Here is a 20,027-nt window from a genome sequence, read left to right as displayed (position 1 = left end):
GAATAGGCTACACTGACAACATTATATCCATATCATACAGAGGAGATGAGCATGTGACTTCCAAAGAAACGATGAAAGCCGTAGGACTATTCCGTTATCTTCCTATTGAGCATCCTGAAAGCCTTATTAACGTTGAAATCGAGAAACCGGTGCCCACTGGCAAGGACCTGCTGATTAAGGTCAAAGCCATTTCCGTGAATCCCGTAGACACGAAAGTGCGTGCTCCGAAAGAGAAAACCGAAGACACAGTTCGCGTTCTGGGTTGGGACGTCGCAGGTATCGTAGAGCAAACCGGACCTGACTGCACATTGTTTGAGCCAGGGGATGAGGTCTATTACGCCGGAAGCATCACACGCCCTGGCGGCAACAGCGAGTATCATCTCGTTGACGAACGCATCGCCGGCCGGAAACCGAAATCGCTGAATTTCGCCGATGCAGCCGCGCTACCGTTAACAGCCATCACCGCTTGGGAAGGCCTTTATGAGCGACTCGGCGTATCACGGAATAAAGAGGAAAATGCCGGCAAAACCGTCCTGATCCTTGGCGCTGCCGGAGGAGTTGGCTCTATCGCCACGCAGCTAGCGAAACTTGCCGGGCTTACCGTCATCGGTACAGCTTCACGCCCTGAATCTGAGCAATGGGTGAAGAAAATGGGAGCCGATCATATAATCAACCATTATGATGCTTTCGTGCCTCAATTAAATACACTTGGCTTAACTGACGTTAACTATATTTTCTGCTTAAACAGCACGGCTGAGCATTGGCAGAATATGGCTGACGCAATCGCTCCGCAAGGGAAAATCTGTTCGATTGTAGAAACCAGTCAAACACTAAACATGAATCTACTGAAAAATAAGAGCGTCACATTCGCCTGGGAGTTCATGTTCACACGCGCGATGTTTCAAACATCCGACATGATCGAACAGCACAATTTGCTTAATGATGTAGCTGGGCTAGTCGATAACGGACTACTAAGCTCCACGGTGACTCAGAGATTAACGCCCATCGATGCTGCAAACCTCCGCAAGGCCCATGCCATGCTTGAGGAAGGCCATACGATAGGCAAAATTGTTCTGGAACATTTTGAATAAAAGAAAATGGGGATGTTCTCCAGGTTTGAATATGACCTGTGGACATCCCCTTATGAGACTTATTTCACACATGCCGGATTCAGTCAGGGGAAATCCCATTTTCCTCGCTGGATCGGGTATCTTCTCCGTACATGGCAGGGTTCAATTTCCTCGCAATCGCCAAATCGAGCAGTCCTCGCTCTGTGTGCTGATTCTCCAGACTCTCCACCCACAGGCGAATCAGATCATTCATCTTGGCTGCGTTTTTGATCGGAATTTGATGCTTCGCATCTTTTAAGAAATAGAGTGAGCTATGGGGCAGACCCGAGTGAAGCAAATGGGCATACCGATGAAAAGAACGATCCTTACTACCAAACATTAATAAGATCGGATGCTTAATATTTCGGAGTCGATGCGTGCAGGAATAAGCAATGGTTTGCCTAAAATACATACAGACATCATCGGACGAGTCTTTCAGCGAGCTTTCATACAGCTGGCGGTAAGTGGCGGGATTGTCTGCGTTTCCGTTCGTGATGGCTTTCTTCAACAGATTCATCAGCATAACCGGGCCGGTCATATTACACGCCATCCACACCCTGATTTTGTTATATACATCGGTCAATTCCGACATGCCGCTCACCACGATTCCTCCAAGGAAACGCTCAGGATAAGCTAAAAGCGCTTCCAGAAGGACCATCCCGCCTGTGGAATACCCGCATAGATAAGCCTGTTCTATCCCGATTTCATCGAGCAGCATTCGAACATCCCGTGCCATCAGCTCCATACTGAGCGGGCGTTCCGATGCTTGGCTGGACCCATGGCCGCGAATATCAAATGTGATCACCTGGAAATGGTGGGATAACTGCTTTTTTTGATAAAAGAAAGCCTCTGAAGTTAACAGAGGCGGATGGATAAACACAATCGGGATGCCGGTTCCTGAAATCTCATAATTCAGAATCGTCCCTTTTAAATGGGCAAAAGGCAAAGTCGTCTCCTCCGTCAGGTCATGTTCAAGAACTTCACCTTATCGTAGCCCGCTTTGCCTTTTATTATTACATTAGAACATTTTGAAGCCTTTGACACGCAGTGTTTTAATTGCTGACCCACTAAGAATAGCGCCAACTAATCCACCTATAGCCGGAACGATATCAACAATCGTAAAGCTTTCCCCGCTGGATAAAAAAGAGGCCGACCCCATTGAGCCGTAGATCACAACGCCAATCACCAGTGCGATAAACGCATAGAGTGGAAACCATGTGGTCTTCATCAACATGTTCAAAATAAAACCGATTCCAAAAAATAACACCATCATTAAGACAGTGGCAATAATCATCTGCAGCAATGTCTGATCCCCCTAATTAAGAAACTCATCTTCCGCTTTCTTATCATTGTAATCCACGAGATCGCACAGGTAAAGTGTACACAAATTGAACATTTTCCACTTCACCCTTTGTTCATTTGCCCTTTCCCCATGAATTGGATACAATGTAGGGGATATTAGCTTTGAATGGAGGAACACTCATGAGTGAAGCCGTACAAACGCTGGAAGGCTGGTATGCGCTCCATGATTTCCGGATGATTGACTGGAACGCATGGCATGCCGCAACCCCGCAAGAGCGTAAACATGCAACGGAAGAGCTGAATACATTCTTGTCCGATTGGCAGCAAATTGAAAACGATAAATTAGGCAGCACTGCCGTATATAGCATCGTTGGACAGAAAGCTGATTTTGTATTCATGCAATTGCGCGAAACGTTAGAAGAACTGAATGATTTGGAAAATGCTTTTAATAAATCCAGCTTCGCCGCTTTTACAATCCCGGTATATTCCTATGTTTCTATCGTTGAATTAAGCAGTTACTTAGCTAAGCCTGGCGTTGACCCTGCGGATGATCCAGAGATTCAGGCGCGCTTGAAGCCAACGCTGCCTAAAGCGAAGCACATCTGCTTCTATCCGATGAATAAGCGTCGCGAAGGCAATGACAACTGGTACATGCTCCCTGCGGACGATCGCAAAACGATGATGCGCAGCCACGGCATGATTGGCCGTACATACGCTGGCAAAGTGAAACAAATCATCACGGGTTCTGTTGGTCTGGATGATTGGGAGTGGGGCGTAACGCTGTTCTCCGACGATCCTCTGCATTTCAAAAAGCTCGTTTATGAAATGCGTTTTGATGAAGTGAGCGCACGTTTCGGTGAATTCGGTGATTTCTACGTGGGTAACTTGCTTACACCTGAGAAGTTTACTAAACTCATTACGGTTTAATTTTATAGAACATCGAAGGATGGGCCTCTTGCCTGTCCTTCTTTTTGTCATCCTGCCAAGTAAAAAAAGAAAGCCTGCCCTCTAAGAGCAAGCTTCCTTCATGGATTAATCCTCATCATCGTCGTCACGGAGCGCAGCGGCAAGTTCGGCTTCCATCTGCGCTTTGCGTGCGAGATACGCCTCGGTATCGCGATCACGCTGCCGACTCTTTTCTTTCAACCGTTCGATGGCTGGAAGGATGAGGATATCAATTTCCTTTTGTACAACTGCTACATGATCGTAACGTTTCTCCGTCTCCAGAAAATGACCGACTTCAATCAGTCCATTGTAACGATCCAGTTCATCCCGGGTAAGAAGTCCTCTTACTTGGACACTGCAGTGCCGCATAGCGATCCCCCCGTTTACGAATGATGACTAGAAACGCCCTTTACGAATAACGAGCGGAATTCCGCCGATAATGTAGAGGTATCTCATATCAACCACTTTTTTCATCATGGCTGCTACATTACCTTTGAGTTTACGGGAACCAACAATTCCGATGGCTTGTCCTTTACCCAAGGAAGCCACTGTACCTTTGTTGGAGAATTTGAATGTTTTCATTTGCGAACCGCGAATGGAAGCAATCAGGTTATGTGCCACAGCTTCCCCTTGCTGCATGGCGATTTGTGCTGTTGGAGGGTATGGTCGGCCTTCATCGTTCATGACGATGGAACAGTCACCAACAACATAGATATTGTCGAATTGAGGAGCACGCAGGTACTCATCAACTTTAATTCTGCCGCGCATCGTTTCAAATCCTGCCTCATCTAGCATGTGGTTACCGCGGATACCGCCCGTCCATACAACAGTTGCAGCCTTGATAAACTCATCGCCCGCGATCAGAACGCCTTCCGGAGTGCATTCTTTAATCGCTGTGCCGATTTTGAACGTGATGCCTTTGTCCGTTAGAATTTTCATCGCATACTCAACCAGCTCAGGGTCAAAACCTGGCAGCGCTGTTGGAGCAGCTTCAATATTATAAATCTTCACGAGGGAAGGATCGACGTCGAACTCTTTGCAAAGCTGTGGAATACGGTCTGCAAGTTCACCAATGAATTCAATACCAGTAAACCCAGCTCCACCGATAACGAATGTCAAGTAATCTTTGCGATCCGGTTCACGCTTGTATTTCGCGAATTGGTACTCAATGTGCTCGCGGATGAAGCGAACACTGTTGATGCTGCGAATATTCAGCGCGTATTCTTTAAGTCCAGGGATTCCGAACGTTTCAGCTTCGCCGCCAAGACCGATAACTAGGTAGTCGTAAGAAAGCGTACCGTCTTCGAGAATAACCTTTTTCTCATGCGGACGGATTTGAGTAACAGTCGATTTCACGAAATCCACTTTGAACTCATCAATCAATTTCAGAATGTTCACGCGTGCATTTTCAGGATTATCTGTCCCTGCAGCAGGCATATGGAGATGCGTGGTAATATAATGGTAATCATGCTTGTTTACGAGCGTTACATCAGCTTCATTGTAATTTAATTCTTTTTGCAATCGAATTGCAGAAAGAATCCCGCCGTAACCGGCTCCTAGAATAACGATTCTTGGTATTCTACTCATGTCTCTCTCACTTCCATATCCGATTTTATTGTCCCATGGTTTCTCTATCTTGTGAAAATTTACACAAACAGTTTCAAAAGTCGTATACTGCCTCTAGTTTGCTCTCTCACGCAATGATTTATGATGATCAAAAAATGCATCAAAAAGCACGAATTTCGTCACAACATGGTAAACCGATTCTCATGATATAATATAATTTAAATTAGTAAAGATCAAGTGCTATTTTGGCTTAAAATCAAGCTTACAGCCGCTTCAGCCCTGTCCAACCATTGTAAGCATTACTTATCATATTTATAAGCGATTTATATAAAGAATTCACACTTTTCTGTTTCCTTCATTAGAAGAGACGTTTATAATGGAATAATGATTGTGGCAATTCTTGCAATTCTCAGAATAATGGCACATCAAAGGAAATGAATCGGAGGAGTTTAACAATGATCGAGAAAGAAACTAATCAAGACATCGTTGATATTATTGTCATCGGTGGTGGACCTGCTGGGATGTTCGCATCCTTCTACGCTGGAATGCGCCATGCGTCCGTGAAAATTATTGAAAGCATGCCGCAACTAGGTGGACAGCTTGCCGCGCTTTACCCTGAGAAGTACATTTATGACGTAGCCGGATTCCCGAAAGTAACGGCGCAAGATTTAGTCAACAACTTACTAGCTCAAATGAAACACTTTCCTATAGATGTTTGCCTAGAAGAGAAAGTACATCAAGTTGTTAAAAAAGAAGAGCGTCTTTTCGAAATCACAACGGACAAAGGTACGCACACTAGCCGTGCCGTTATCATCACAGGTGGAGTTGGCGCATTCGAACCGCGTCGCTTGGAACTTCCGGAAGCAGCACAATACGAGAAAAAGAACCTGCACTACTTCGTAAGCGATTTGAACGCATTTGCCGGTCAAAAAGTATTGATCAGCGGTGGCGGCGATTCCGCGGTAGACTGGGCGCTCATGCTTGAGCCGATTGCTGAGAAAGTGACGTTAATCCACCGTCGTGATAAATTCCGCGCACACGAGCATAGTGTTGAGAACCTGATGAACTCCAAAGTAAACATCGTAACGCCTACAGAAATTACGAAACTTCAAGGCAGCGACCGCATTGAGCAAGTTACGCTCAAAGATATCAAGTCGGGCGAGGAAACCGTGCATGATGTCGATGCTGTGATTGTTAACTTCGGATTCGTATCTTCCCTTGGTCCGATTGCTGAGTGGGGACTTAACATTGAGAATGGCTCAATCGTTGTTGACTCCAGAATGGAAACGAACATTCCGGGCATCTTTGCTGCAGGGGATATCACGACATATCCGGGCAAATTGAAATTGATTGCTGTTGGCTTCGGCGAAGCACCTACGGCGATTAATAATGCCAAAGTTTATATCGATCCAACAGCTAAGCTTTCACCAGGACATAGCTCCAATTTGAAATTCTAAATCATAATCTTTCTACATAAAAAGGGGTATTCTATACCTAATCTTCGGATTAGGAGGAATACCCCTTTGTCATCTATATGTCCGGTTTGCAATGGCCTGCAGGAATTAACCACCGACTGCCCCGTGTGCTCACATGCCATGTGTGATAGCGGCAGACTAAGCGACTACCTTGGTCCCTACTCCCCTTATAGGGAGATTGAAGTGTACTCTTTGTCCGATTCGGACGGCACCTTGTCGGGTCATGGTGGTGAATGCCTTCATTTGCTCAATTGCCCCGATTGTATGCATAGTTTAACCATTCAGATACCAAATCTATGAGCATAAACTCTCTTAGATAAGTATCCGTTACCCCCGCTAGTTGAGCGGAGCTTCATCCTTGATGTAGACTTGCAGCTTCAAGTTCCGTCTCTGGATTTCGGCGAGCAATAGATCAACAAAATCTGATTCTAATCTCAAATCCAGTGCTTTGTAATAAGAGTCGATCAATGTTTCGTCGCTAATTTGTCTCACTGAAATCACCTTTATTCTATAATTTGTAATTATATTATCATGGGGTTAAAAATAGAACAACTGTTCCATTATCCACAGAAAATTGTGTATATCCTGTGGGTAAATTGTTGATATCCCCCCTAGACGGTATGATTGCTTGGGGGATACTGTGTATAAAGTTATACACATGCTTGACTACGCGTATGCCGATAAAAAAAATTGATCACTCATTTAGTGACTTCCCGCGTAATACTTAATATTTCCTTAACGAAGTTCACAAATTTGAAAAGAATTTTTAATCGCCCGTTAATATTCATTGCGTATAATACGATTAGAAAGTTAATCAAAGGAGTGATAGACCATGATTGTCTACGATATTGTACTGAATGGCGAAATCAAAGAAACGATTAAACCCAAAAAGAACCGCTTGAAAGAAATTTACTCGTATATGCTAGAGCAAACCAAGGTTATGAAAGCCAAATATGGTGACAACGTAAAAATTAAAGGCCGCATCGTGTACTAGGAATGTTTCCCCGTCACTTGCGGCTCTTTTTTTCGGCAATGTTAGATAACTCCTTTGCGATGAAGCACCGTTAACAATCGGTAAAAGTCATAACTTCCGTCTTTCGGGGTATCAATAAGACCCGCTTTAACCGCCGCATCAACGGCTGCTTTGGCCCATTCGGGCACTTCCTTTAGCGCCGCTTGTCCCTCTAATGCGCTCATTCTGGTCTGTAGGTCAGCAATTTGTGCCTGCAGCTGTTCTAACATTTTCACAACCTCCTCATCATATCTCGTTAATCCGTTTGTTTGTATCAAATTATTCAGCTTACTTGCGTAAGCGATATCTGTGGCGTAGCCGCTGTTCAGCAAGGCTTGTGTTTGTTCACCTGGACTTTTGGCGTTTCTTACATTTACATATCGGGGCAGCTGGAAGAGGAGATCTTGATCCCGAAAGCAGGCTTCGATCATTGGATACGTGCGGAAATCACTAGGCACATTATCGTAACGCACGCCGTTTACCATCTCCCAAGTCAAGGCCGATACTCTTTCTCCTGTCCAATAAGGGGTAAGCACACCGCTGCCAACCTTATATCCTACCAAGTTGTTCCACGCATTCACGTTTCCACCCGTCTCCAGAATCGCCTGTGCGATACGAACAGATGGAAATATCGGAGAATTGTCCAGACGAAGTTCTACAGCAATCGGAGCAATCAGCTCGATAAATGCTTGTCTAGTTACCATGCACTCACCCCCTTTTCCTAGTTCAAGCTAGTACTCTTTCAATTTATTCTATTCTTCTATGAGCAAAAGGTTCCCCTTATGAGGACTCAGTCTCAACCCCACTTTACTTTTCCCTTAGGTTAAGGTTTAGTAAGGAAAGGAGGGCTGATTGGATATGAAAATCAAAGAATTAGCAGAGAAGCTTAACATTTCTCCAAGAACCATTCGCTTTTATGAACAAAAAGGTTTGATTTTCCCCCACAAGCAAGAACACAATTTATATAGAAGATTTACGGAAAAGGAAGTATGGCGGTTACAAACGATCATTTCGCTAAGAGAAGCCGGAATGACGATCGAGGATATTAAAAAAGCATTACCTCAAGCAGACGACGAAGTTACCGAACAATTACAATATTATTTGGAAATGCAGCGGTCCATCATTTTTTCTCAGTGGCTGGAGCTCAAACAAATTATTGAAACAACGGATACGATGATTGATCTTTTAAAATATCAACAAACGCTTCCATTAGATGATATTTTTTTGCTGGCGGAAGGGTCCAAACGATTGAGAGAAACCAGAAAAAATTGGAATGATAAATGGAATTTCGATCATCAAGCCTTAAACCATGACAACAATGTAGTTAATAATGATAGAGAATATAAGGATTATGAGAAAGCTCTGCAAACTACAATCGACTGGGTTGCTCCAAAGGCGGGTGAACGGGGACTTGATATTGGAACTGGGACGGGGAATTTAGCAGGGAAGTTTCTGGATAAGGGCATTCCTATGGCCGGCATTGATCAATCCAAGGAAATGCTGAAGCACTGTGGGCGCAAGCATCCGCAGATGGAGCTTAAACTCGGGAACTTTCTTGCCATTCCATATCTGGATGGACAATTCGATTTCATTGTGAGCAGCTTTGCCCTGCACCATATTTCCGATGAACAAAAAATACTGGCCCTAGGCGAAATGCGCCGCGTATTGAAACCCCACGGTCGAATATGCATCACGGATTTAATGTTTGAAAATGACGATCAAAAAGTACAGTACATAGCTGATTTAGAGCGCCAAGGCAGAACCGATGACATTCAGCTGATTCTTAATGCTTATTACGCCACGAGCTCTACACTGCTAAGCTGGTTTGACGAAAACGGATATATCACGAAACATAAACAACTGAATGAGCTGCTCACGATGGTTTATGCCGTTCCAATCCGATAAATAAATGGTTGACCTTCTCCTTACGTCAATCCTTACGATGGATTTGTATCGTAACTTAAGGAGGAATTTGAAAGATGCCTAACCATGATGAAATTTACAAATCAAAAGCAGAAACTTACGATCTGCTCATTTCTAAGCAGCCGAGTCTCTTAGATGTCATCGAAAGCATCCACCCCGTTGAAGGTCTAGACATCTTAGATCTAGGGGCTGGCTCTGGCAGATTGACCCGTGTACTTGCCCCTAAGGCCAAATCTATCATGGCCGTAGATGCATCAGAAGCCATGTTGCGAGTAACGGCAAATAGTCTTCAAGAAGCCGGCTTGCATAACTGGAGCATTCAGGTGGCCGACCATCGAGCTCTCCCTGTCCGTGCTAACAGCTACGATTTAATCGTATCAGGGTGGAGTATCTGTTATTTAGGAAGCTCTGACATTCCGAATTGGCAAGAAAACATCCGTCAGGTGATGGCGGAAATAAAGCGAGTGCTGCGCCCTGGCGGTTGTGTTATTATTTTCGAGACTTTTGGAACGGGTTCAACCTTCCCTAATCCCCCGGGTTTTCTGCGTGCCTACTATGATTTGCTTGAAAACGAATTCGGGATGTCCCACATGTGGATTCGGACTGATTATCAATTTGACAGCTTGGAGGAGGCGGAGCGGCTGAGTCGTTTTTTCTTTGGTGATGATTTGGCCCAGCAAGTTGTTAAAGAAGGATGGAGACAGCTTCCGGAGTGCGCGGGAGTTTGGTGGATGCGCTAGAGAGGCTCAGAGTTCCCACTCCTCATCGTGTGGCACCATAAAATCAAAAAAAGAAGCAGCAAGATGATCTGCTGCTTCTTACCTATTATAAAAGAAGACTCAACGCTTCTATCCATTAACCAGAAAATGATTCCAAGATAATTTTGACCAATAAGAACGGAAGAGCGCCAATGGAGATAAACGCATAAAAAAATCCTTGCAAAAAGTTTCTGAATAGTTTCACCAAAATCACTCCCATCTAAATTCGTCAAGATTGTGAACTTTCTTCAATTATACTCCTTCGCCAGCGAAGTTTTATGAAAATAAGATTAATTCTTTCAATGCTTGTCCAAAAATGGGCAAAAAAAAAGAGCAGCTATAAGCCGCTCTCAACTTTATTGATTAAGCCTCAACCTTATCATCGCAAGGCTCAGGTGTTCCTTCATAATCCGCTGGTTTGAAGGAAGATCCGCAACCGCAGGATGCTACTGCATTCGGGTTGTTGATGGTGAAACCGCCGCCCATGCCCTTGTCTTCAAAGTCGATTTGGACGCCGTACAAATATTTGGCGCTTTCTTCATCCACAACCACTTTCACGCCGTGAATAGTAAACTCTTTATCGTCAGCCTTTTGATCATCGTCGAAGCCCATACCGTAAGAATACCCGCTGCAACCACCAGCTTTGACGCCCAGTCGCAAGAACAGGTTCGGTGATTCTTCCGAAGCCAAAAGTTCTTTAATTTTATCACTCGCTGATTCGCTAATGTTAATCATAACGGAAATCCCTCCTTGATGTTTCCCATCATGGGAAACTGGCATTATCCATAAGTTTCGTAATGCTTACTATCAAGTATACTCCTATTCCGTGCATTGCTCAAGGGCAGGTGCGCATACATTGCTAGCAATGTTCCCAGAGGCTTACTGCTTGCGTTGTATCGCATAATATTGCAATAGTAACTGATCCAATTCTCGACTACACTGTTGCACTTCAGGATGCAAGAAACCATGCTCAGTGCCTAAAGCCACCATTTGGCCTCGAAGCTGTTCGATTGCTATATCTAATCGCTCCTGCAGTTCGGTCACGAAATATGTTGGCACGATATAATCACCTTTTAACCCCACGTAATCACATTGCAATAGTATACAGGAATTTGTTAATATTGGGAATAACCTTTTATGAATTTTGATAGCAAAATTTGTAGATTTCCTAGATTGTCAATTTATGTCCATGTTCATCATATTGCCCCCTCCCACAGGGAGGTTTATAATGATTAGGAAAGTTTGTACGTTTATTGAAAACTTAGAGAGTCTTTGAGCGAAACTCAGAGCTCCCTATATGTGTGAATTCCTGAACCGAACTGGCTGACAGGTAGGCGAGCCACTCACACCGCTAAGGCGCATGAAATCATCTGCAGATGGATGCGTCGATTCTTTATGTGCTTTATTTTGATTTCATAGGAGGAATGAAGATGAGTGTAATCACCACAGACCCGATCAAACGGATGGCAGAAATTGCCGACAAAGTTGAACACGGCCAACGTCTATCCTTGGAGGATGGATTATTTTTGTATGAATCGGACGATCTTCTGAGCATAGGCCAAATGGCAAACAAAGTAAACACACGATTGAACGGAAACAAGGTTTATTTTGTGCAAAATATGAGTTTGTATTTCACGAATGTGTGTGAGGAGCATTGTGCTTTTTGCCATTTCCGCCGCGATGAGGGCGAAGAAGGTTCATACACGCTTACACCAAGCCAAATGTTAGAGTATGTAGCTGAACATTATAACCCGGAAATTAGAGAGTTCCATATTAGTCAAGGGCATAATCCTCATTTGCCTTTTGAATATTACGTTGATTGCATTCGCCAATTGAAAAATGCATACCCTGATGTGACCATTAAGGCGCATACCGCGGCAGAAATTGAATTTTTCTCACGGATTAGCGGCTTAAGCTACCGAGATGTTTTGAAAACGTTGATGGATGCAGGTCTTTCCACACTTCCAGGTGGCGGAGCCGAGATTCTTACAGAGCGCTACCGGTCCAAAATGAAAGTTGAAAAAGCTTCCTCGGAAGAATGGCTCGACGTTCATCGCAATGCCCACTTGCTTGGCATGAAAACTCACGCCACCATGCTATACGGATCGATTGAGACGAAAGAAGAACGCATTCGCCATATGATGCTTTTACGCGAACTGCAAGATGAAACGAACGGTTTCTTGGTCTTCATTCCGAACTCCATCCAACCAGCCAGCAAAAACGCCGGTCTCAAAAGACGCGTCCCTGCTTGGGACGAGCTGAAAACCATCGCGATTAGCCGGTTGATGCTGGATAATTTCCCTCACATCAAAGCTTACTTCATTAATATTGGTACGAAATTGACTCAGCTTTCCTTCACCTTCGGCGCTTCTGATGCCCATGGCACGATCGTGAAAGAGAAAATTTCACACGCAGCCGGCGCGCTATCCCCTGAAGGTCTTACTAGGGACGAGCTTGTTTGGTTGATTCAAGGTGCTGGACGCACAGCCGTTGAACGCGATACCTTTTATAATGAAATCAAAGTGTATTAGTCATACTAGAGAAGAGAGAATAGTCAAGAAGGGATACGGAGTGTTATGAAAAAATTTGTGATTCTCGGAGGAGGTTATGGCGGTCTGACCATAGCCTTGAACATGCTGGAGAAAGATTTGCCGGAGGATACCATACTGGAAATGATCGACCGTAGTCCTTTCCAAGGACTCAAAACGGAATATTACGCACTTGCTTCAGGGACAATTGCAGAAACACATATTCGTGTTGCTTACCCGGATGATCCTCGTTTATTGCTAACTTACGGAGAAGTGTCCTCGGTGGATTTGGAGAAAAAGGAAATTCTTTTCGAAGATAGAGAACCTGTAACGTATGATTGGCTTGTAATTGGTTTAGGCTGTGTAGATAGCTATCATGGCATCACGGGAGCAAAAGATTTCTCCTCCAGCATTCAAACGCTGGCGCAAACTCGCGCTACGTACCAACGCATCAATAACATCGCGCCTTATGGACAAGTTTCCATTATCGGCGGCGGTTTAAGCGGTGTGGAGATGGCTGCGGAGTTAAGAGAAAGCCGGTCTGATCTCAACATTCGACTCATCGACCGCGGTCCAAGCTTGCTGTCCGCTTTCCCAAGTAACCTGCAGCAATATGTGCGGGAATGGATGGTTGAGCATCATATCGAGCTTCGTCCGAACGTTTCGTTATGTCGTCTGGACGGTGGAGACCTTTACAACGGCGACGAGATCATTCGAACAGATGCGACCATCTGGACAGCGGGCATTCAGCCGAATCCAATTGTAGAAGCTCTGAACGTACCGAAAGACCGTCAAGGGCGTATTATGTTAAATGAATATCACCAAATTCCAGATCATAAAGACGTGTATGTTGTCGGAGACTGTGCTTCCCTGCCATTCTCACCAAGTGCGCAAGCTGCGCAAGCGCAAGGGAAACAGATTGCTGAAGTGATGCAGGCAATTTGGAAGGGTGAAACGCCGCGGCTGGGTGAAATCAAGCTAAGAGGTACATTAGGTTCACTCGGTAAAAAAGCCGGGTTCGGTATTATGGGTAAACGCACACTAATGACAGGCAAAATTGCCCGTATGTTAAAAAGTGGCGTTCTCTGGAAATCGAAACGCCACTTCGGATAAGTTCAGGTTCAATCGCTTAGCAGATCGTACATCGCTTCAATCTCTTTGATCTTAGCCAGAATGAGTTCGTGAAGTTGATCTGCAGTCTCTGCGGCAATGATTTCGCCGTTCAAGAGCGCATAGGGCTCCATGTAGCACTGTCCGCAATTGCCGAGACAGCCGTATTCTATGACATCATAGTCGGGATTTTGTTCTAGTGCTTTCATGACTTTCTCTGTTCCATTGTGCATGTTGCTGGCGCAAAACTCTATGATTGGTCTCATAATAAAAATTCCACCTTATGTCGATATATTCAAGTTGAAAACCATTTTCATTTAATCATTATTGTAATATAATATTAAAAGAAAGGAGATGAATCAAATGTCTGAAAAAACAAAAGAAGCTATTTATGATGAAGTCCTTGAGGTTTTAGATAAACTTCGTCCTTTTCTACAACGCGATGGCGGCGACGTGGATCTCGTTGACGTAGAAGACGGTATTGTGAAGCTGAAACTGATGGGTGCTTGTGGAAGCTGCCCGAGTTCAACAATTACGTTGAAAGCCGGTATCGAACGTGCACTTGTTGAAGAAGTTGAAGGTATAACTGAAGTCGTGCAAGTGTTCTAATACGACTATATCATAAGAAAGAGCTTACCTCTATGGTAAGCTCTTTTTGCTAATCTATTTGCGTTGATTAAGCACCGGCAGCGGCTGAATCGGGTCGAGTCCTCCAGATATATCCATGATGTTGCCTGTGATGAAATCAGAAGCCGGCAAGCATAAGAATTCGATGACTCTGGCCACATCCTCGCCAGTTCCCGGTCTTCCCACCGGTGTTTCGCCGTCGACCTCCAGACGGGCCTCCTGCATCGTACGCTCTTTATTTTTCCCGCGAATGTCGCCTGGGCAAATCATATTCACGGTGATCCCGTGGCTGGCTTCTTCTTCAGCCAATGTCTTCGTGAAGGAGACTAAGCCAACCTTCGCTGCCGCGTAGACAGCGCGATGTGTCCAGCCTCTGGCTTCAGCGGCTCGTCCAAATCCAAAATGGATAATCCGCCCCCACCGTTTCTCCCTCATCATCGGCAAGACCAATTGATCAAGTTCCATGACGCCAAGCAAATTGCCTCGCATTAAATATTCAATTTCATCGACACCATAATCAGCAAAAAATCGCCGTTCCCGGAAAAAAGGCCCCGCATTATTCACGAGAATATCAATCGGGCCCAGCTGTGACGCTGTTTGTTCCACCATACGTGTAATGTCTTCCCGCTTAGCGACATCGCCTTGGACGGCTATACTGCGAACACCAAAATCTTGTAAGTGATGGACAAGCTCAGCGGCTTCCCTTTCACTATTCACATAATTGACAGCCACCTGACACCCTTGTCTAGCCATGGTGATGGCGGTCATTTTGCCGAGTCCTTTCGCACTGCCTGTAATAAGAACCGTTCGGCCTCTTAATTCCATGGTCCTCTTACCCCTTTGCAATACTAGCCGTAATATAAGAGAATGCTATAATTAAGGTTCGGCAAACCATATCAAATCCCTGCTGAAGATCGGCGACATTTGATTTTACATTTTCGACATGAATCCGATCCCCCGGATACGGCTCTTTTTGCATGAGATCATCCAGCATCTCGGCATTAATATAGTGAATCTCCATATTGCGTTGATTGCGCAGCCGATCGAGCGGAGATTTATAATCCATTTTGAGCGTATACAGCTGAACTTCGAGCGCCCCGTGAATTTTTTTCTCATGCATCCTGCGCAATACCGTAAAGTATGAATACCGCGCTTTCAGCACCTCAGTTTTTAACTCAAATAAATCATTCATGAATGTACCCAATTTGTCCAAAATGGAAAACAGCCGAATGAAGGCATTTTTGAAAAAATAAACGAAAAGGCGATAGGCTTCCATCTCTTGCGCGTTCATATCCTCGAGAAACATTTTATTGATATGCTCAGCGTAACGCTCGCAGCAGTATTTGCTCTGCTCAAGCTCGTCTAATGCATCAATGAACCCTTTACTCCAGATCGCTTGCCGGTGGTATTTCGGGTAGTCTGAGGCCGTGTGGTGATGTTCCTTCGATTCCAGATGCTCGATAAACACTCTTACTGCATTGCCGGCCTCCAGCAGGAGTCCGCTGTCTACCCGCTCTGGTTCATGGAATAATGCTCGCAGCATGGGTACACCCCCCTTTTTTAGTAAGCTTTATGGATGAACAACAATAGAAGTAAGTATGGGCATAAATAAAAAGAAATAGCCCTCTCTATAGTAAGAAGGCCTCTTCTCCCACAAAACCGTTCTGTCCTATTGCCAGAAGTCAGCCCTGCCAGGGCCTTATGCTTTGCGATCATATAGCGTAAGCACGCATAAATAACATAGAAATCCAAACATACCGGCAACGATTACTGCATGCACCATGCCAGTTAGCAAATAAGCGAGTTCATTCCCCATTGACCAAGTGACAACAGCTCCGCTGATAACTTGCAGGGAAACTAGAATGAGTGCCCATTTGCTGCCAAAGCGCAATTTATCTGAGCTCTGGTAATAACGTTTTGCCTGTAAGTAAAGAAAAAGAATGCACAGGAACAGCAGCAAAGCCGCAATCCGGTGTGTAAAAACGATGCCCGTCGCACCACTAAGCTCAGGGATGACTTCGCCGTTGCACAGTGGCCAGCCTGAACATCCGCCTGATGATACCGTATGACGAACGAAAGCACCCAAGTAAACAACAATATAGCTATAGATCGTAGTTATCCATACGATCGCCTTAAAGGAACTGCGAATGGCTGTATCTCTTTTAAATTGGCCCCATGGTGTGAATACAAGCGCAAGCAGCAGGGAAAACGCAAACGCCAGGAGGGATAAGCCAAAATGAAGCGCCAGTACAAGTGAAGATTGCGGCCAAACGACGGCCAATGCGCCCATTACGGCTTGTACCAACGTCATAACAACGGTTCCAGTGATGAAGTATTTCGCATCTTTCCGTTTGACATAACGAAACACTAAAATGAATGTGGCAATCAGGATTAGCGTCACGATACCGACGACCAGTCGATGACTGTATTCAATAAACGATGATATCGTATGCGCCGGGACGAATTTCCCATGACATAGCGGCCACTCGTCTCCGCAGCCTCTGCCTGCGTCAGCCTTTGTAACCAAGGCACCCATTGCAAGAATGAGAAACATGCCTATGGCGGACAAATTCGCTAGCCTTTGAATCAGTTTTTGCATGATTGCACCTACTTTTACGTCGTGACTTCTGTGGATCTTGTCGAATATTCGTTTGGTTCGTTTTCAATTATATCTTTAAAAAGTTGGCAAATCCATTCGCAATTGTTACAAAGCTCCGAAACCACGGCTATTCGGCTAAACTCATGGCGAAGTTGTGATTTTCGTGCCATATCTAAAAAAACGACTCTGAAAAGAGCCGTTTCTCTTCCTTCTATTTATGGAGCAAGTGCACCGGATACCTCGAGAGCCCGATCAAGGAACTGCTCTATTTCTTCACGCGTTTTACGCAATTTGCTGACGAAGCGTACAAGCTCTTTGCCGTCACGGAAGGCGATAAAGCTTGGAATACCGAGAATGTTCAGCTGCTCGCACAAATCCGGCACTTCGTCGCGATCCAGTTCAACAAAAGTAATCCGTCCCTTATAAGCTTCTTCTACAGCCGGCATGAATGGCTCAATAAAGTGGCAATCTTTGCACCAAGTAGCTTTAAATACAGCGATCGTTAATACCGGTTGTGAGATTTGTTCTTGAAAAGCTTGTTCATTGGAAATTTTCAACATGATGAGCACCTCACTGCTTAGGAATTTATTAACTTATAGCATGCCCCAAAAAGCGTGTCAAGATATACGAATGACAGCATCTTCCTGTTCGTATGTGTTTACATTATTAGTAAAAAGTGATATCATAATTATATCAAATAGATATTTAAATGAAGTTGCTACTCCAACTTGAAAGGACGTTGATTACATGAAGGAAAAACAAGCTTGGTCCATTAACGGATTTCTTGGCATATTATTATTTATTATTGGCGGAGGATTAGGGGTTTTACTCCTTACACAGGAACGTATCTTGCCGGGTATCATTTTAATCATACTTGGCGTTATCTTTGTTTCGACGATTACAGCCGTACAGCCGAACGAAGCTTCCGTCGTCACATTCTTCGGCAGCTATCTAGGTACGATCCGGAAGAGCGGCTTGTGGCTCATTGTTCCATTTTCAAATCGCAAGAAAATTTCCTTGCGGGTTCGCAATTTTAACAGCGTCAAGCTGAAAGTCAACGATATCGAGGGCAATCCGATCGAAATCGCCGCCGTCGTCGTGTTCAAAGTCGTCGATACGTACAAAGCCCTCTTTGATGTGGACAGCTATGAGAAGTTCGTCGAGATTCAAAGTGAAACGGCGCTTCGCCATGTAGCAAGCAAGTATCCTTACGACCGATTCGACAGCGAAGGTTATTCGCTCCGGGGAAATGCCGATGAAGTAGCCGCTGAACTTAGTCTCGAACTTCAGCACCGCCTCTCCGTAGCAGGCGTCGAGGTCATGGAATCTCGTCTCACTCACCTTGCTTACTCAACCGAAATCGCAAGTGCGATGCTTCAGCGTCAGCAAGCATCCGCCATTTTATCCGCCCGCCAAACGATCGTTGACGGAGCTGTCGGCATGGTTCAGATGGCCATCTCCCGCCTCGAAGCCGAAGGCTTGCAGCTCGATGAAGAGAGGAAGGCGGCCATGATCAACAATTTGCTTGTAGCCATTGTATCGGACCGCTCAGCGAGTCCGGTCATTAATACCGGCTCGCTTTACTAAACGGGCACCGCTATGGCTCCTAAGAAAAACTTCGCGCTCCGACTCGATCCCAAGCTCTATGAAGCTTTGGAGCGCTGGGCGGAGGATGAGTTCCGGAGCGTTAACAGCCATATTGAGTATTTGCTTCGAGAATCCATGCAGCGTGTGGGGCGATTACCAAAGGTCCGTCCCTATAGCTCTGATTCGGAGAAAGATGAGCAAGTTGATTCTTGAAGGTGTGCCAGGCAGGCACCCTCACCAATAACAACCCCCCTGACCTTCGTAAGGTCAGGGGGGTTTACTACTTTACAGATAAGCTATTTATCATTAAATTGCTTAATTCCAACCCATCTTTACGTGCAACCTCACCTTGATAGACAATCTTGCCTGTGTCTAAATCAACCACAGCCACACCGGGACTTCTCCTGCCGTAATAATTCATATAAAGCCGGTTATCGGCAAACTGTTTCATTTGAACGTGCAGCTCGTCTTGCATCCAATCCTTCAAATTAATTTTTACGTCGCTCTGCAGCTTCTGTTCCGCCAAATTATAATGAACAACCCGCGATTGATCATAGATGTTCATGGGAGTAAAATACAAATCGTCGCCAATGTAATCAATTCTAAGCTGTCCGGGTTTTCCATTCATGAGCAGATCACGGACGAGCTCGCTTTGAACAGTGGTCATTTGGCCGTTCCAAATATCGTAGTACAGAAGCTCCCGATTCAGGATATCTTTCTTCGCATCCAATGCATAGGAGGTTCGATCGAAAAGTAAATAATGATTCGGCTTCATCATATCATTGGATGATATAAGTGCAGTCGTTGTCTGCGACGTGTGATCCTGAGATACACCAGTTGCAATCAACTGCTTCCCTTCTATGCTTTTTTTATCAAGATCCACGGTATAAATAACGTATTTAGCGTCTTCAGGCTGCGAATATTTGCCGGACTTTTGATATTGATTAACCAACAGTTTCATGCTCTGATCTTTCACATAGACATCCAAAACACTGATGTATTCATTCTTTTCTTTAGGCAGCTTCACCTGAAAGGATAGACTGCTCTTCTTTGCTTTCTCCATCACAGAAATGTCAATCATATCCGACTGGACCTCATCCGTTTTAAATCGAAAGTCATATTGAGCATATGCAATCAGCTTTTCATCCACATATAAAGCATTCAGGTTCTTTTTCCCTCTCATAAAAGAGCGATATTCCTGGAATAATTCCTGCAATTCATCTTGGTAAAAATAGGTTGAATCCAGCCTCTCCCAGAAAGAATCCTTGTCGTTCGGATACTCGCTCCCCGCTGGACGTATGGCGATCGGCTCAGACATATATTGTCCTCTAACCATTAAATGAGAAACTTCCTCTTCGCGTCCTCCCAATGTTTTGAGATAATAATCGGGTTTATCGACTTCAGACGCAGTGGCATAATATATACTAATTGTTAAAACAACAAATGGAATAAGGACTACAAGTGTCCAATAACGTTTCATTGTCCG

Annotated in this window: 25 protein-coding genes; 11 read left to right on the top strand and 14 right to left on the bottom strand. The window is 44.7% G+C overall.

The window, feature by feature from the left end:
* The first annotated feature begins 71 nt into the window (after nt 1–71).
* Entirely contained in the window at nt 72–1,091 is a 1,020-nt protein-coding gene (locus tag RQP52_RS18620) for a zinc-binding alcohol dehydrogenase family protein (protein ID WP_315953444.1), read from the top strand.
* A 79-nt stretch (nt 1,092–1,170) separates the two neighbouring features.
* Here the strand turns inward: RQP52_RS18620 and RQP52_RS18615 are convergent, their stop codons facing one another.
* Entirely contained in the window at nt 1,171–2,055 is an 885-nt protein-coding gene (locus tag RQP52_RS18615; protein ID WP_315953258.1) for an alpha/beta fold hydrolase, read from the bottom strand.
* Nucleotides 2,056–2,127: 72 nt separating this feature from the next.
* Nucleotides 2,128–2,412 (bottom strand): YuiB family protein, encoded by a 285-nt coding sequence (locus RQP52_RS18610; protein WP_315953257.1) that lies wholly within the window; start codon nt 2,410–2,412, stop codon nt 2,128–2,130.
* A 179-nt stretch (nt 2,413–2,591) separates the two neighbouring features.
* Between RQP52_RS18610 and hemQ the strand changes: the two genes are divergently transcribed.
* Nucleotides 2,592–3,338, top strand: a complete 747-nt coding sequence (gene hemQ / locus RQP52_RS18605) for a hydrogen peroxide-dependent heme synthase (protein ID WP_127452892.1) — start codon at nt 2,592–2,594, stop codon at nt 3,336–3,338.
* Between the two features lie 105 nt (nt 3,339–3,443).
* On the opposite strand, the gene RQP52_RS18600 is transcribed toward hemQ, so the two are convergent.
* Nucleotides 3,444–3,725, bottom strand: coding sequence for a hypothetical protein (locus tag RQP52_RS18600; RefSeq protein ID WP_127452894.1), 282 nt, complete (start codon nt 3,723–3,725; stop codon nt 3,444–3,446).
* A gap of 27 nt (nt 3,726–3,752) precedes the next feature.
* Nucleotides 3,753–4,943 carry an NAD(P)/FAD-dependent oxidoreductase gene (locus RQP52_RS18595; protein WP_157319622.1) on the bottom strand — a complete coding sequence of 397 codons (1,191 nt, stop codon included), beginning with the start codon at nt 4,941–4,943 and terminating at the stop codon, nt 3,753–3,755.
* 434 nt (nt 4,944–5,377) lie between these two features.
* Between RQP52_RS18595 and RQP52_RS18590 the strand changes: the two genes are divergently transcribed.
* Nucleotides 5,378–6,379: an NAD(P)/FAD-dependent oxidoreductase gene (locus RQP52_RS18590; protein WP_127452898.1), complete on the top strand. Its 1,002-nt coding sequence runs from the start codon at nt 5,378–5,380 to the stop codon at nt 6,377–6,379.
* A 354-nt stretch (nt 6,380–6,733) separates the two neighbouring features.
* On the opposite strand, the gene sda is transcribed toward RQP52_RS18590, so the two are convergent.
* Nucleotides 6,734–6,889, bottom strand: a complete 156-nt coding sequence (gene sda / locus RQP52_RS18585) for a sporulation histidine kinase inhibitor Sda (RefSeq protein ID WP_127452902.1) — start codon at nt 6,887–6,889, stop codon at nt 6,734–6,736.
* A 340-nt stretch (nt 6,890–7,229) separates the two neighbouring features.
* Here sda and RQP52_RS18580 point away from each other — a divergent pair, with 340 nt between their 5' ends.
* Nucleotides 7,230–7,391, top strand: a complete 162-nt coding sequence (locus tag RQP52_RS18580) for a mechanosensitive ion channel protein MscL (protein ID WP_315953256.1) — start codon at nt 7,230–7,232, stop codon at nt 7,389–7,391.
* Between the two features lie 41 nt (nt 7,392–7,432).
* Here the strand turns inward: RQP52_RS18580 and RQP52_RS18575 are convergent, their stop codons facing one another.
* Nucleotides 7,433–8,113 carry a glucosaminidase domain-containing protein gene (locus tag RQP52_RS18575; protein ID WP_315953255.1) on the bottom strand — a complete coding sequence of 227 codons (681 nt, stop codon included), beginning with the start codon at nt 8,111–8,113 and terminating at the stop codon, nt 7,433–7,435.
* Between the two features lie 154 nt (nt 8,114–8,267).
* Here RQP52_RS18575 and RQP52_RS18570 point away from each other — a divergent pair, with 154 nt between their 5' ends.
* Both RQP52_RS18570 and RQP52_RS18565 read left to right on the top strand, forming a co-directional pair.
* Nucleotides 8,268–9,314: a MerR family transcriptional regulator gene (locus tag RQP52_RS18570; protein ID WP_315953254.1), complete on the top strand. Its 1,047-nt coding sequence runs from the start codon at nt 8,268–8,270 to the stop codon at nt 9,312–9,314.
* Nucleotides 9,315–9,388: 74 nt separating this feature from the next.
* Nucleotides 9,389–10,072, top strand: coding sequence for a class I SAM-dependent methyltransferase (locus RQP52_RS18565; RefSeq protein WP_315953253.1), 684 nt, complete (start codon nt 9,389–9,391; stop codon nt 10,070–10,072).
* A 381-nt stretch (nt 10,073–10,453) separates the two neighbouring features.
* Here the strand turns inward: RQP52_RS18565 and RQP52_RS18560 are convergent, their stop codons facing one another.
* Complete coding sequence (locus tag RQP52_RS18560) at nt 10,454–10,825, bottom strand: HesB/IscA family protein (RefSeq protein ID WP_127452912.1); 372 nt, start codon at nt 10,823–10,825, stop codon at nt 10,454–10,456.
* A gap of 144 nt (nt 10,826–10,969) precedes the next feature.
* Complete coding sequence (locus RQP52_RS18555; RefSeq protein ID WP_315953252.1) at nt 10,970–11,134, bottom strand: aspartyl-phosphate phosphatase Spo0E family protein; 165 nt, start codon at nt 11,132–11,134, stop codon at nt 10,970–10,972.
* Nucleotides 11,135–11,520: 386 nt separating this feature from the next.
* Between RQP52_RS18555 and mqnE the strand changes: the two genes are divergently transcribed.
* Complete coding sequence (mqnE, locus tag RQP52_RS18550; protein WP_127452914.1) at nt 11,521–12,621, top strand: aminofutalosine synthase MqnE; 1,101 nt, start codon at nt 11,521–11,523, stop codon at nt 12,619–12,621.
* Nucleotides 12,622–12,666: 45 nt separating this feature from the next.
* Nucleotides 12,667–13,731 (top strand): NAD(P)/FAD-dependent oxidoreductase, encoded by a 1,065-nt coding sequence (locus RQP52_RS18545; RefSeq protein ID WP_315953251.1) that lies wholly within the window; start codon nt 12,667–12,669, stop codon nt 13,729–13,731.
* Between the two features lie 8 nt (nt 13,732–13,739).
* Here RQP52_RS18545 and RQP52_RS18540 read toward each other — a convergent pair whose 3' ends face one another.
* Nucleotides 13,740–13,994, bottom strand: coding sequence for a YuzB family protein (locus tag RQP52_RS18540; protein WP_315953250.1), 255 nt, complete (start codon nt 13,992–13,994; stop codon nt 13,740–13,742).
* A 97-nt stretch (nt 13,995–14,091) separates the two neighbouring features.
* Here RQP52_RS18540 and RQP52_RS18535 point away from each other — a divergent pair, with 97 nt between their 5' ends.
* The gene (locus RQP52_RS18535; RefSeq protein ID WP_157319629.1) at nt 14,092–14,337 is read left to right on the top strand and encodes a NifU family protein; all 246 of its coding nucleotides are present in this window, start codon (nt 14,092–14,094) and stop codon (nt 14,335–14,337) included.
* Between the two features lie 54 nt (nt 14,338–14,391).
* On the opposite strand, the gene RQP52_RS18530 is transcribed toward RQP52_RS18535, so the two are convergent.
* The 4 genes from RQP52_RS18530 to RQP52_RS18515 all read right to left on the bottom strand — a co-directional run bounded on the left by RQP52_RS18530 (nt 14,392) and on the right by RQP52_RS18515 (nt 17,514).
* Nucleotides 14,392–15,180: an SDR family oxidoreductase gene (locus RQP52_RS18530; RefSeq protein ID WP_315953249.1), complete on the bottom strand. Its 789-nt coding sequence runs from the start codon at nt 15,178–15,180 to the stop codon at nt 14,392–14,394.
* Nucleotides 15,181–15,187: 7 nt separating this feature from the next.
* Nucleotides 15,188–15,898 carry a Cthe_2314 family HEPN domain-containing protein gene (locus RQP52_RS18525; protein ID WP_157319631.1) on the bottom strand — a complete coding sequence of 237 codons (711 nt, stop codon included), beginning with the start codon at nt 15,896–15,898 and terminating at the stop codon, nt 15,188–15,190.
* Nucleotides 15,899–16,054: 156 nt separating this feature from the next.
* Entirely contained in the window at nt 16,055–16,954 is a 900-nt protein-coding gene (locus tag RQP52_RS18520; protein ID WP_315953248.1) for a COX15/CtaA family protein, read from the bottom strand.
* 215 nt (nt 16,955–17,169) lie between these two features.
* The gene (locus RQP52_RS18515; protein ID WP_127452929.1) at nt 17,170–17,514 is read right to left on the bottom strand and encodes a thioredoxin family protein; all 345 of its coding nucleotides are present in this window, start codon (nt 17,512–17,514) and stop codon (nt 17,170–17,172) included.
* A gap of 187 nt (nt 17,515–17,701) precedes the next feature.
* On the opposite strand from RQP52_RS18515, the gene RQP52_RS18510 reads away from it, so the two are divergent.
* Both RQP52_RS18510 and RQP52_RS18505 read left to right on the top strand, forming a co-directional pair.
* The gene (locus RQP52_RS18510) at nt 17,702–18,541 is read left to right on the top strand and encodes an SPFH domain-containing protein (protein WP_315953247.1); all 840 of its coding nucleotides are present in this window, start codon (nt 17,702–17,704) and stop codon (nt 18,539–18,541) included.
* 12 nt (nt 18,542–18,553) lie between these two features.
* On the top strand, nt 18,554–18,754 hold the full coding sequence (locus RQP52_RS18505) for an Arc family DNA-binding protein (RefSeq protein WP_315953246.1): 201 nt from the start codon (nt 18,554–18,556) through the stop codon (nt 18,752–18,754).
* A gap of 67 nt (nt 18,755–18,821) precedes the next feature.
* On the opposite strand, the gene RQP52_RS18500 is transcribed toward RQP52_RS18505, so the two are convergent.
* On the bottom strand, nt 18,822–20,021 hold the full coding sequence (locus RQP52_RS18500) for a hypothetical protein (RefSeq protein WP_315953245.1): 1,200 nt from the start codon (nt 20,019–20,021) through the stop codon (nt 18,822–18,824).
* Nucleotides 20,022–20,027: the final 6 nt, after the last annotated feature.

The organism is Paenibacillus violae, from assembly GCF_032461945.1.
GTDB lineage: Bacteria > Bacillota > Bacilli > Paenibacillales > NBRC-103111 > Paenibacillus_E > Paenibacillus_E violae.
The sequence above is the reverse complement of the archived record's forward strand: the minus strand, read 5'-3'. Positions and strand labels throughout refer to the sequence as shown.

What these genes read in the sequence shown, in the direction of transcription:
- RQP52_RS18620 (WP_315953444.1), top strand. Translation starts at nt 72, where the DNA reads ATGAAAGCCGTAGGACTATTCCGTTATCTTCCTATTGAGCATCCTGAA.
- hemQ (WP_127452892.1), top strand. Translation starts at nt 2,592, where the DNA reads ATGAGTGAAGCCGTACAAACGCTGGAAGGCTGGTATGCGCTCCATGAT.
- RQP52_RS18600 (WP_127452894.1), bottom strand. Translation starts at nt 3,725, where the DNA reads ATGCGGCACTGCAGTGTCCAAGTAAGAGGACTTCTTACCCGGGATGAA.
- RQP52_RS18595 (WP_157319622.1), bottom strand. Translation starts at nt 4,943, where the DNA reads ATGAGTAGAATACCAAGAATCGTTATTCTAGGAGCCGGTTACGGCGGG.
- RQP52_RS18590 (WP_127452898.1), top strand. Translation starts at nt 5,378, where the DNA reads ATGATCGAGAAAGAAACTAATCAAGACATCGTTGATATTATTGTCATC.
- RQP52_RS18580 (WP_315953256.1), top strand. Translation starts at nt 7,230, where the DNA reads ATGATTGTCTACGATATTGTACTGAATGGCGAAATCAAAGAAACGATT.
- RQP52_RS18575 (WP_315953255.1), bottom strand. Translation starts at nt 8,113, where the DNA reads ATGGTAACTAGACAAGCATTTATCGAGCTGATTGCTCCGATTGCTGTA.
- RQP52_RS18570 (WP_315953254.1), top strand. Translation starts at nt 8,268, where the DNA reads ATGAAAATCAAAGAATTAGCAGAGAAGCTTAACATTTCTCCAAGAACC.
- RQP52_RS18565 (WP_315953253.1), top strand. Translation starts at nt 9,389, where the DNA reads ATGCCTAACCATGATGAAATTTACAAATCAAAAGCAGAAACTTACGAT.
- RQP52_RS18560 (WP_127452912.1), bottom strand. Translation starts at nt 10,825, where the DNA reads ATGATTAACATTAGCGAATCAGCGAGTGATAAAATTAAAGAACTTTTG.
- mqnE (WP_127452914.1), top strand. Translation starts at nt 11,521, where the DNA reads ATGAGTGTAATCACCACAGACCCGATCAAACGGATGGCAGAAATTGCC.
- RQP52_RS18545 (WP_315953251.1), top strand. Translation starts at nt 12,667, where the DNA reads ATGAAAAAATTTGTGATTCTCGGAGGAGGTTATGGCGGTCTGACCATA.
- RQP52_RS18540 (WP_315953250.1), bottom strand. Translation starts at nt 13,994, where the DNA reads ATGAGACCAATCATAGAGTTTTGCGCCAGCAACATGCACAATGGAACA.
- RQP52_RS18535 (WP_157319629.1), top strand. Translation starts at nt 14,092, where the DNA reads ATGTCTGAAAAAACAAAAGAAGCTATTTATGATGAAGTCCTTGAGGTT.
- RQP52_RS18530 (WP_315953249.1), bottom strand. Translation starts at nt 15,180, where the DNA reads ATGGAATTAAGAGGCCGAACGGTTCTTATTACAGGCAGTGCGAAAGGA.
- RQP52_RS18525 (WP_157319631.1), bottom strand. Translation starts at nt 15,898, where the DNA reads ATGCTGCGAGCATTATTCCATGAACCAGAGCGGGTAGACAGCGGACTC.
- RQP52_RS18520 (WP_315953248.1), bottom strand. Translation starts at nt 16,954, where the DNA reads ATGCAAAAACTGATTCAAAGGCTAGCGAATTTGTCCGCCATAGGCATG.
- RQP52_RS18515 (WP_127452929.1), bottom strand. Translation starts at nt 17,514, where the DNA reads ATGTTGAAAATTTCCAATGAACAAGCTTTTCAAGAACAAATCTCACAA.
- RQP52_RS18510 (WP_315953247.1), top strand. Translation starts at nt 17,702, where the DNA reads ATGAAGGAAAAACAAGCTTGGTCCATTAACGGATTTCTTGGCATATTA.
- RQP52_RS18505 (WP_315953246.1), top strand. Translation starts at nt 18,554, where the DNA reads ATGGCTCCTAAGAAAAACTTCGCGCTCCGACTCGATCCCAAGCTCTAT.
- RQP52_RS18500 (WP_315953245.1), bottom strand. Translation starts at nt 20,021, where the DNA reads ATGAAACGTTATTGGACACTTGTAGTCCTTATTCCATTTGTTGTTTTA.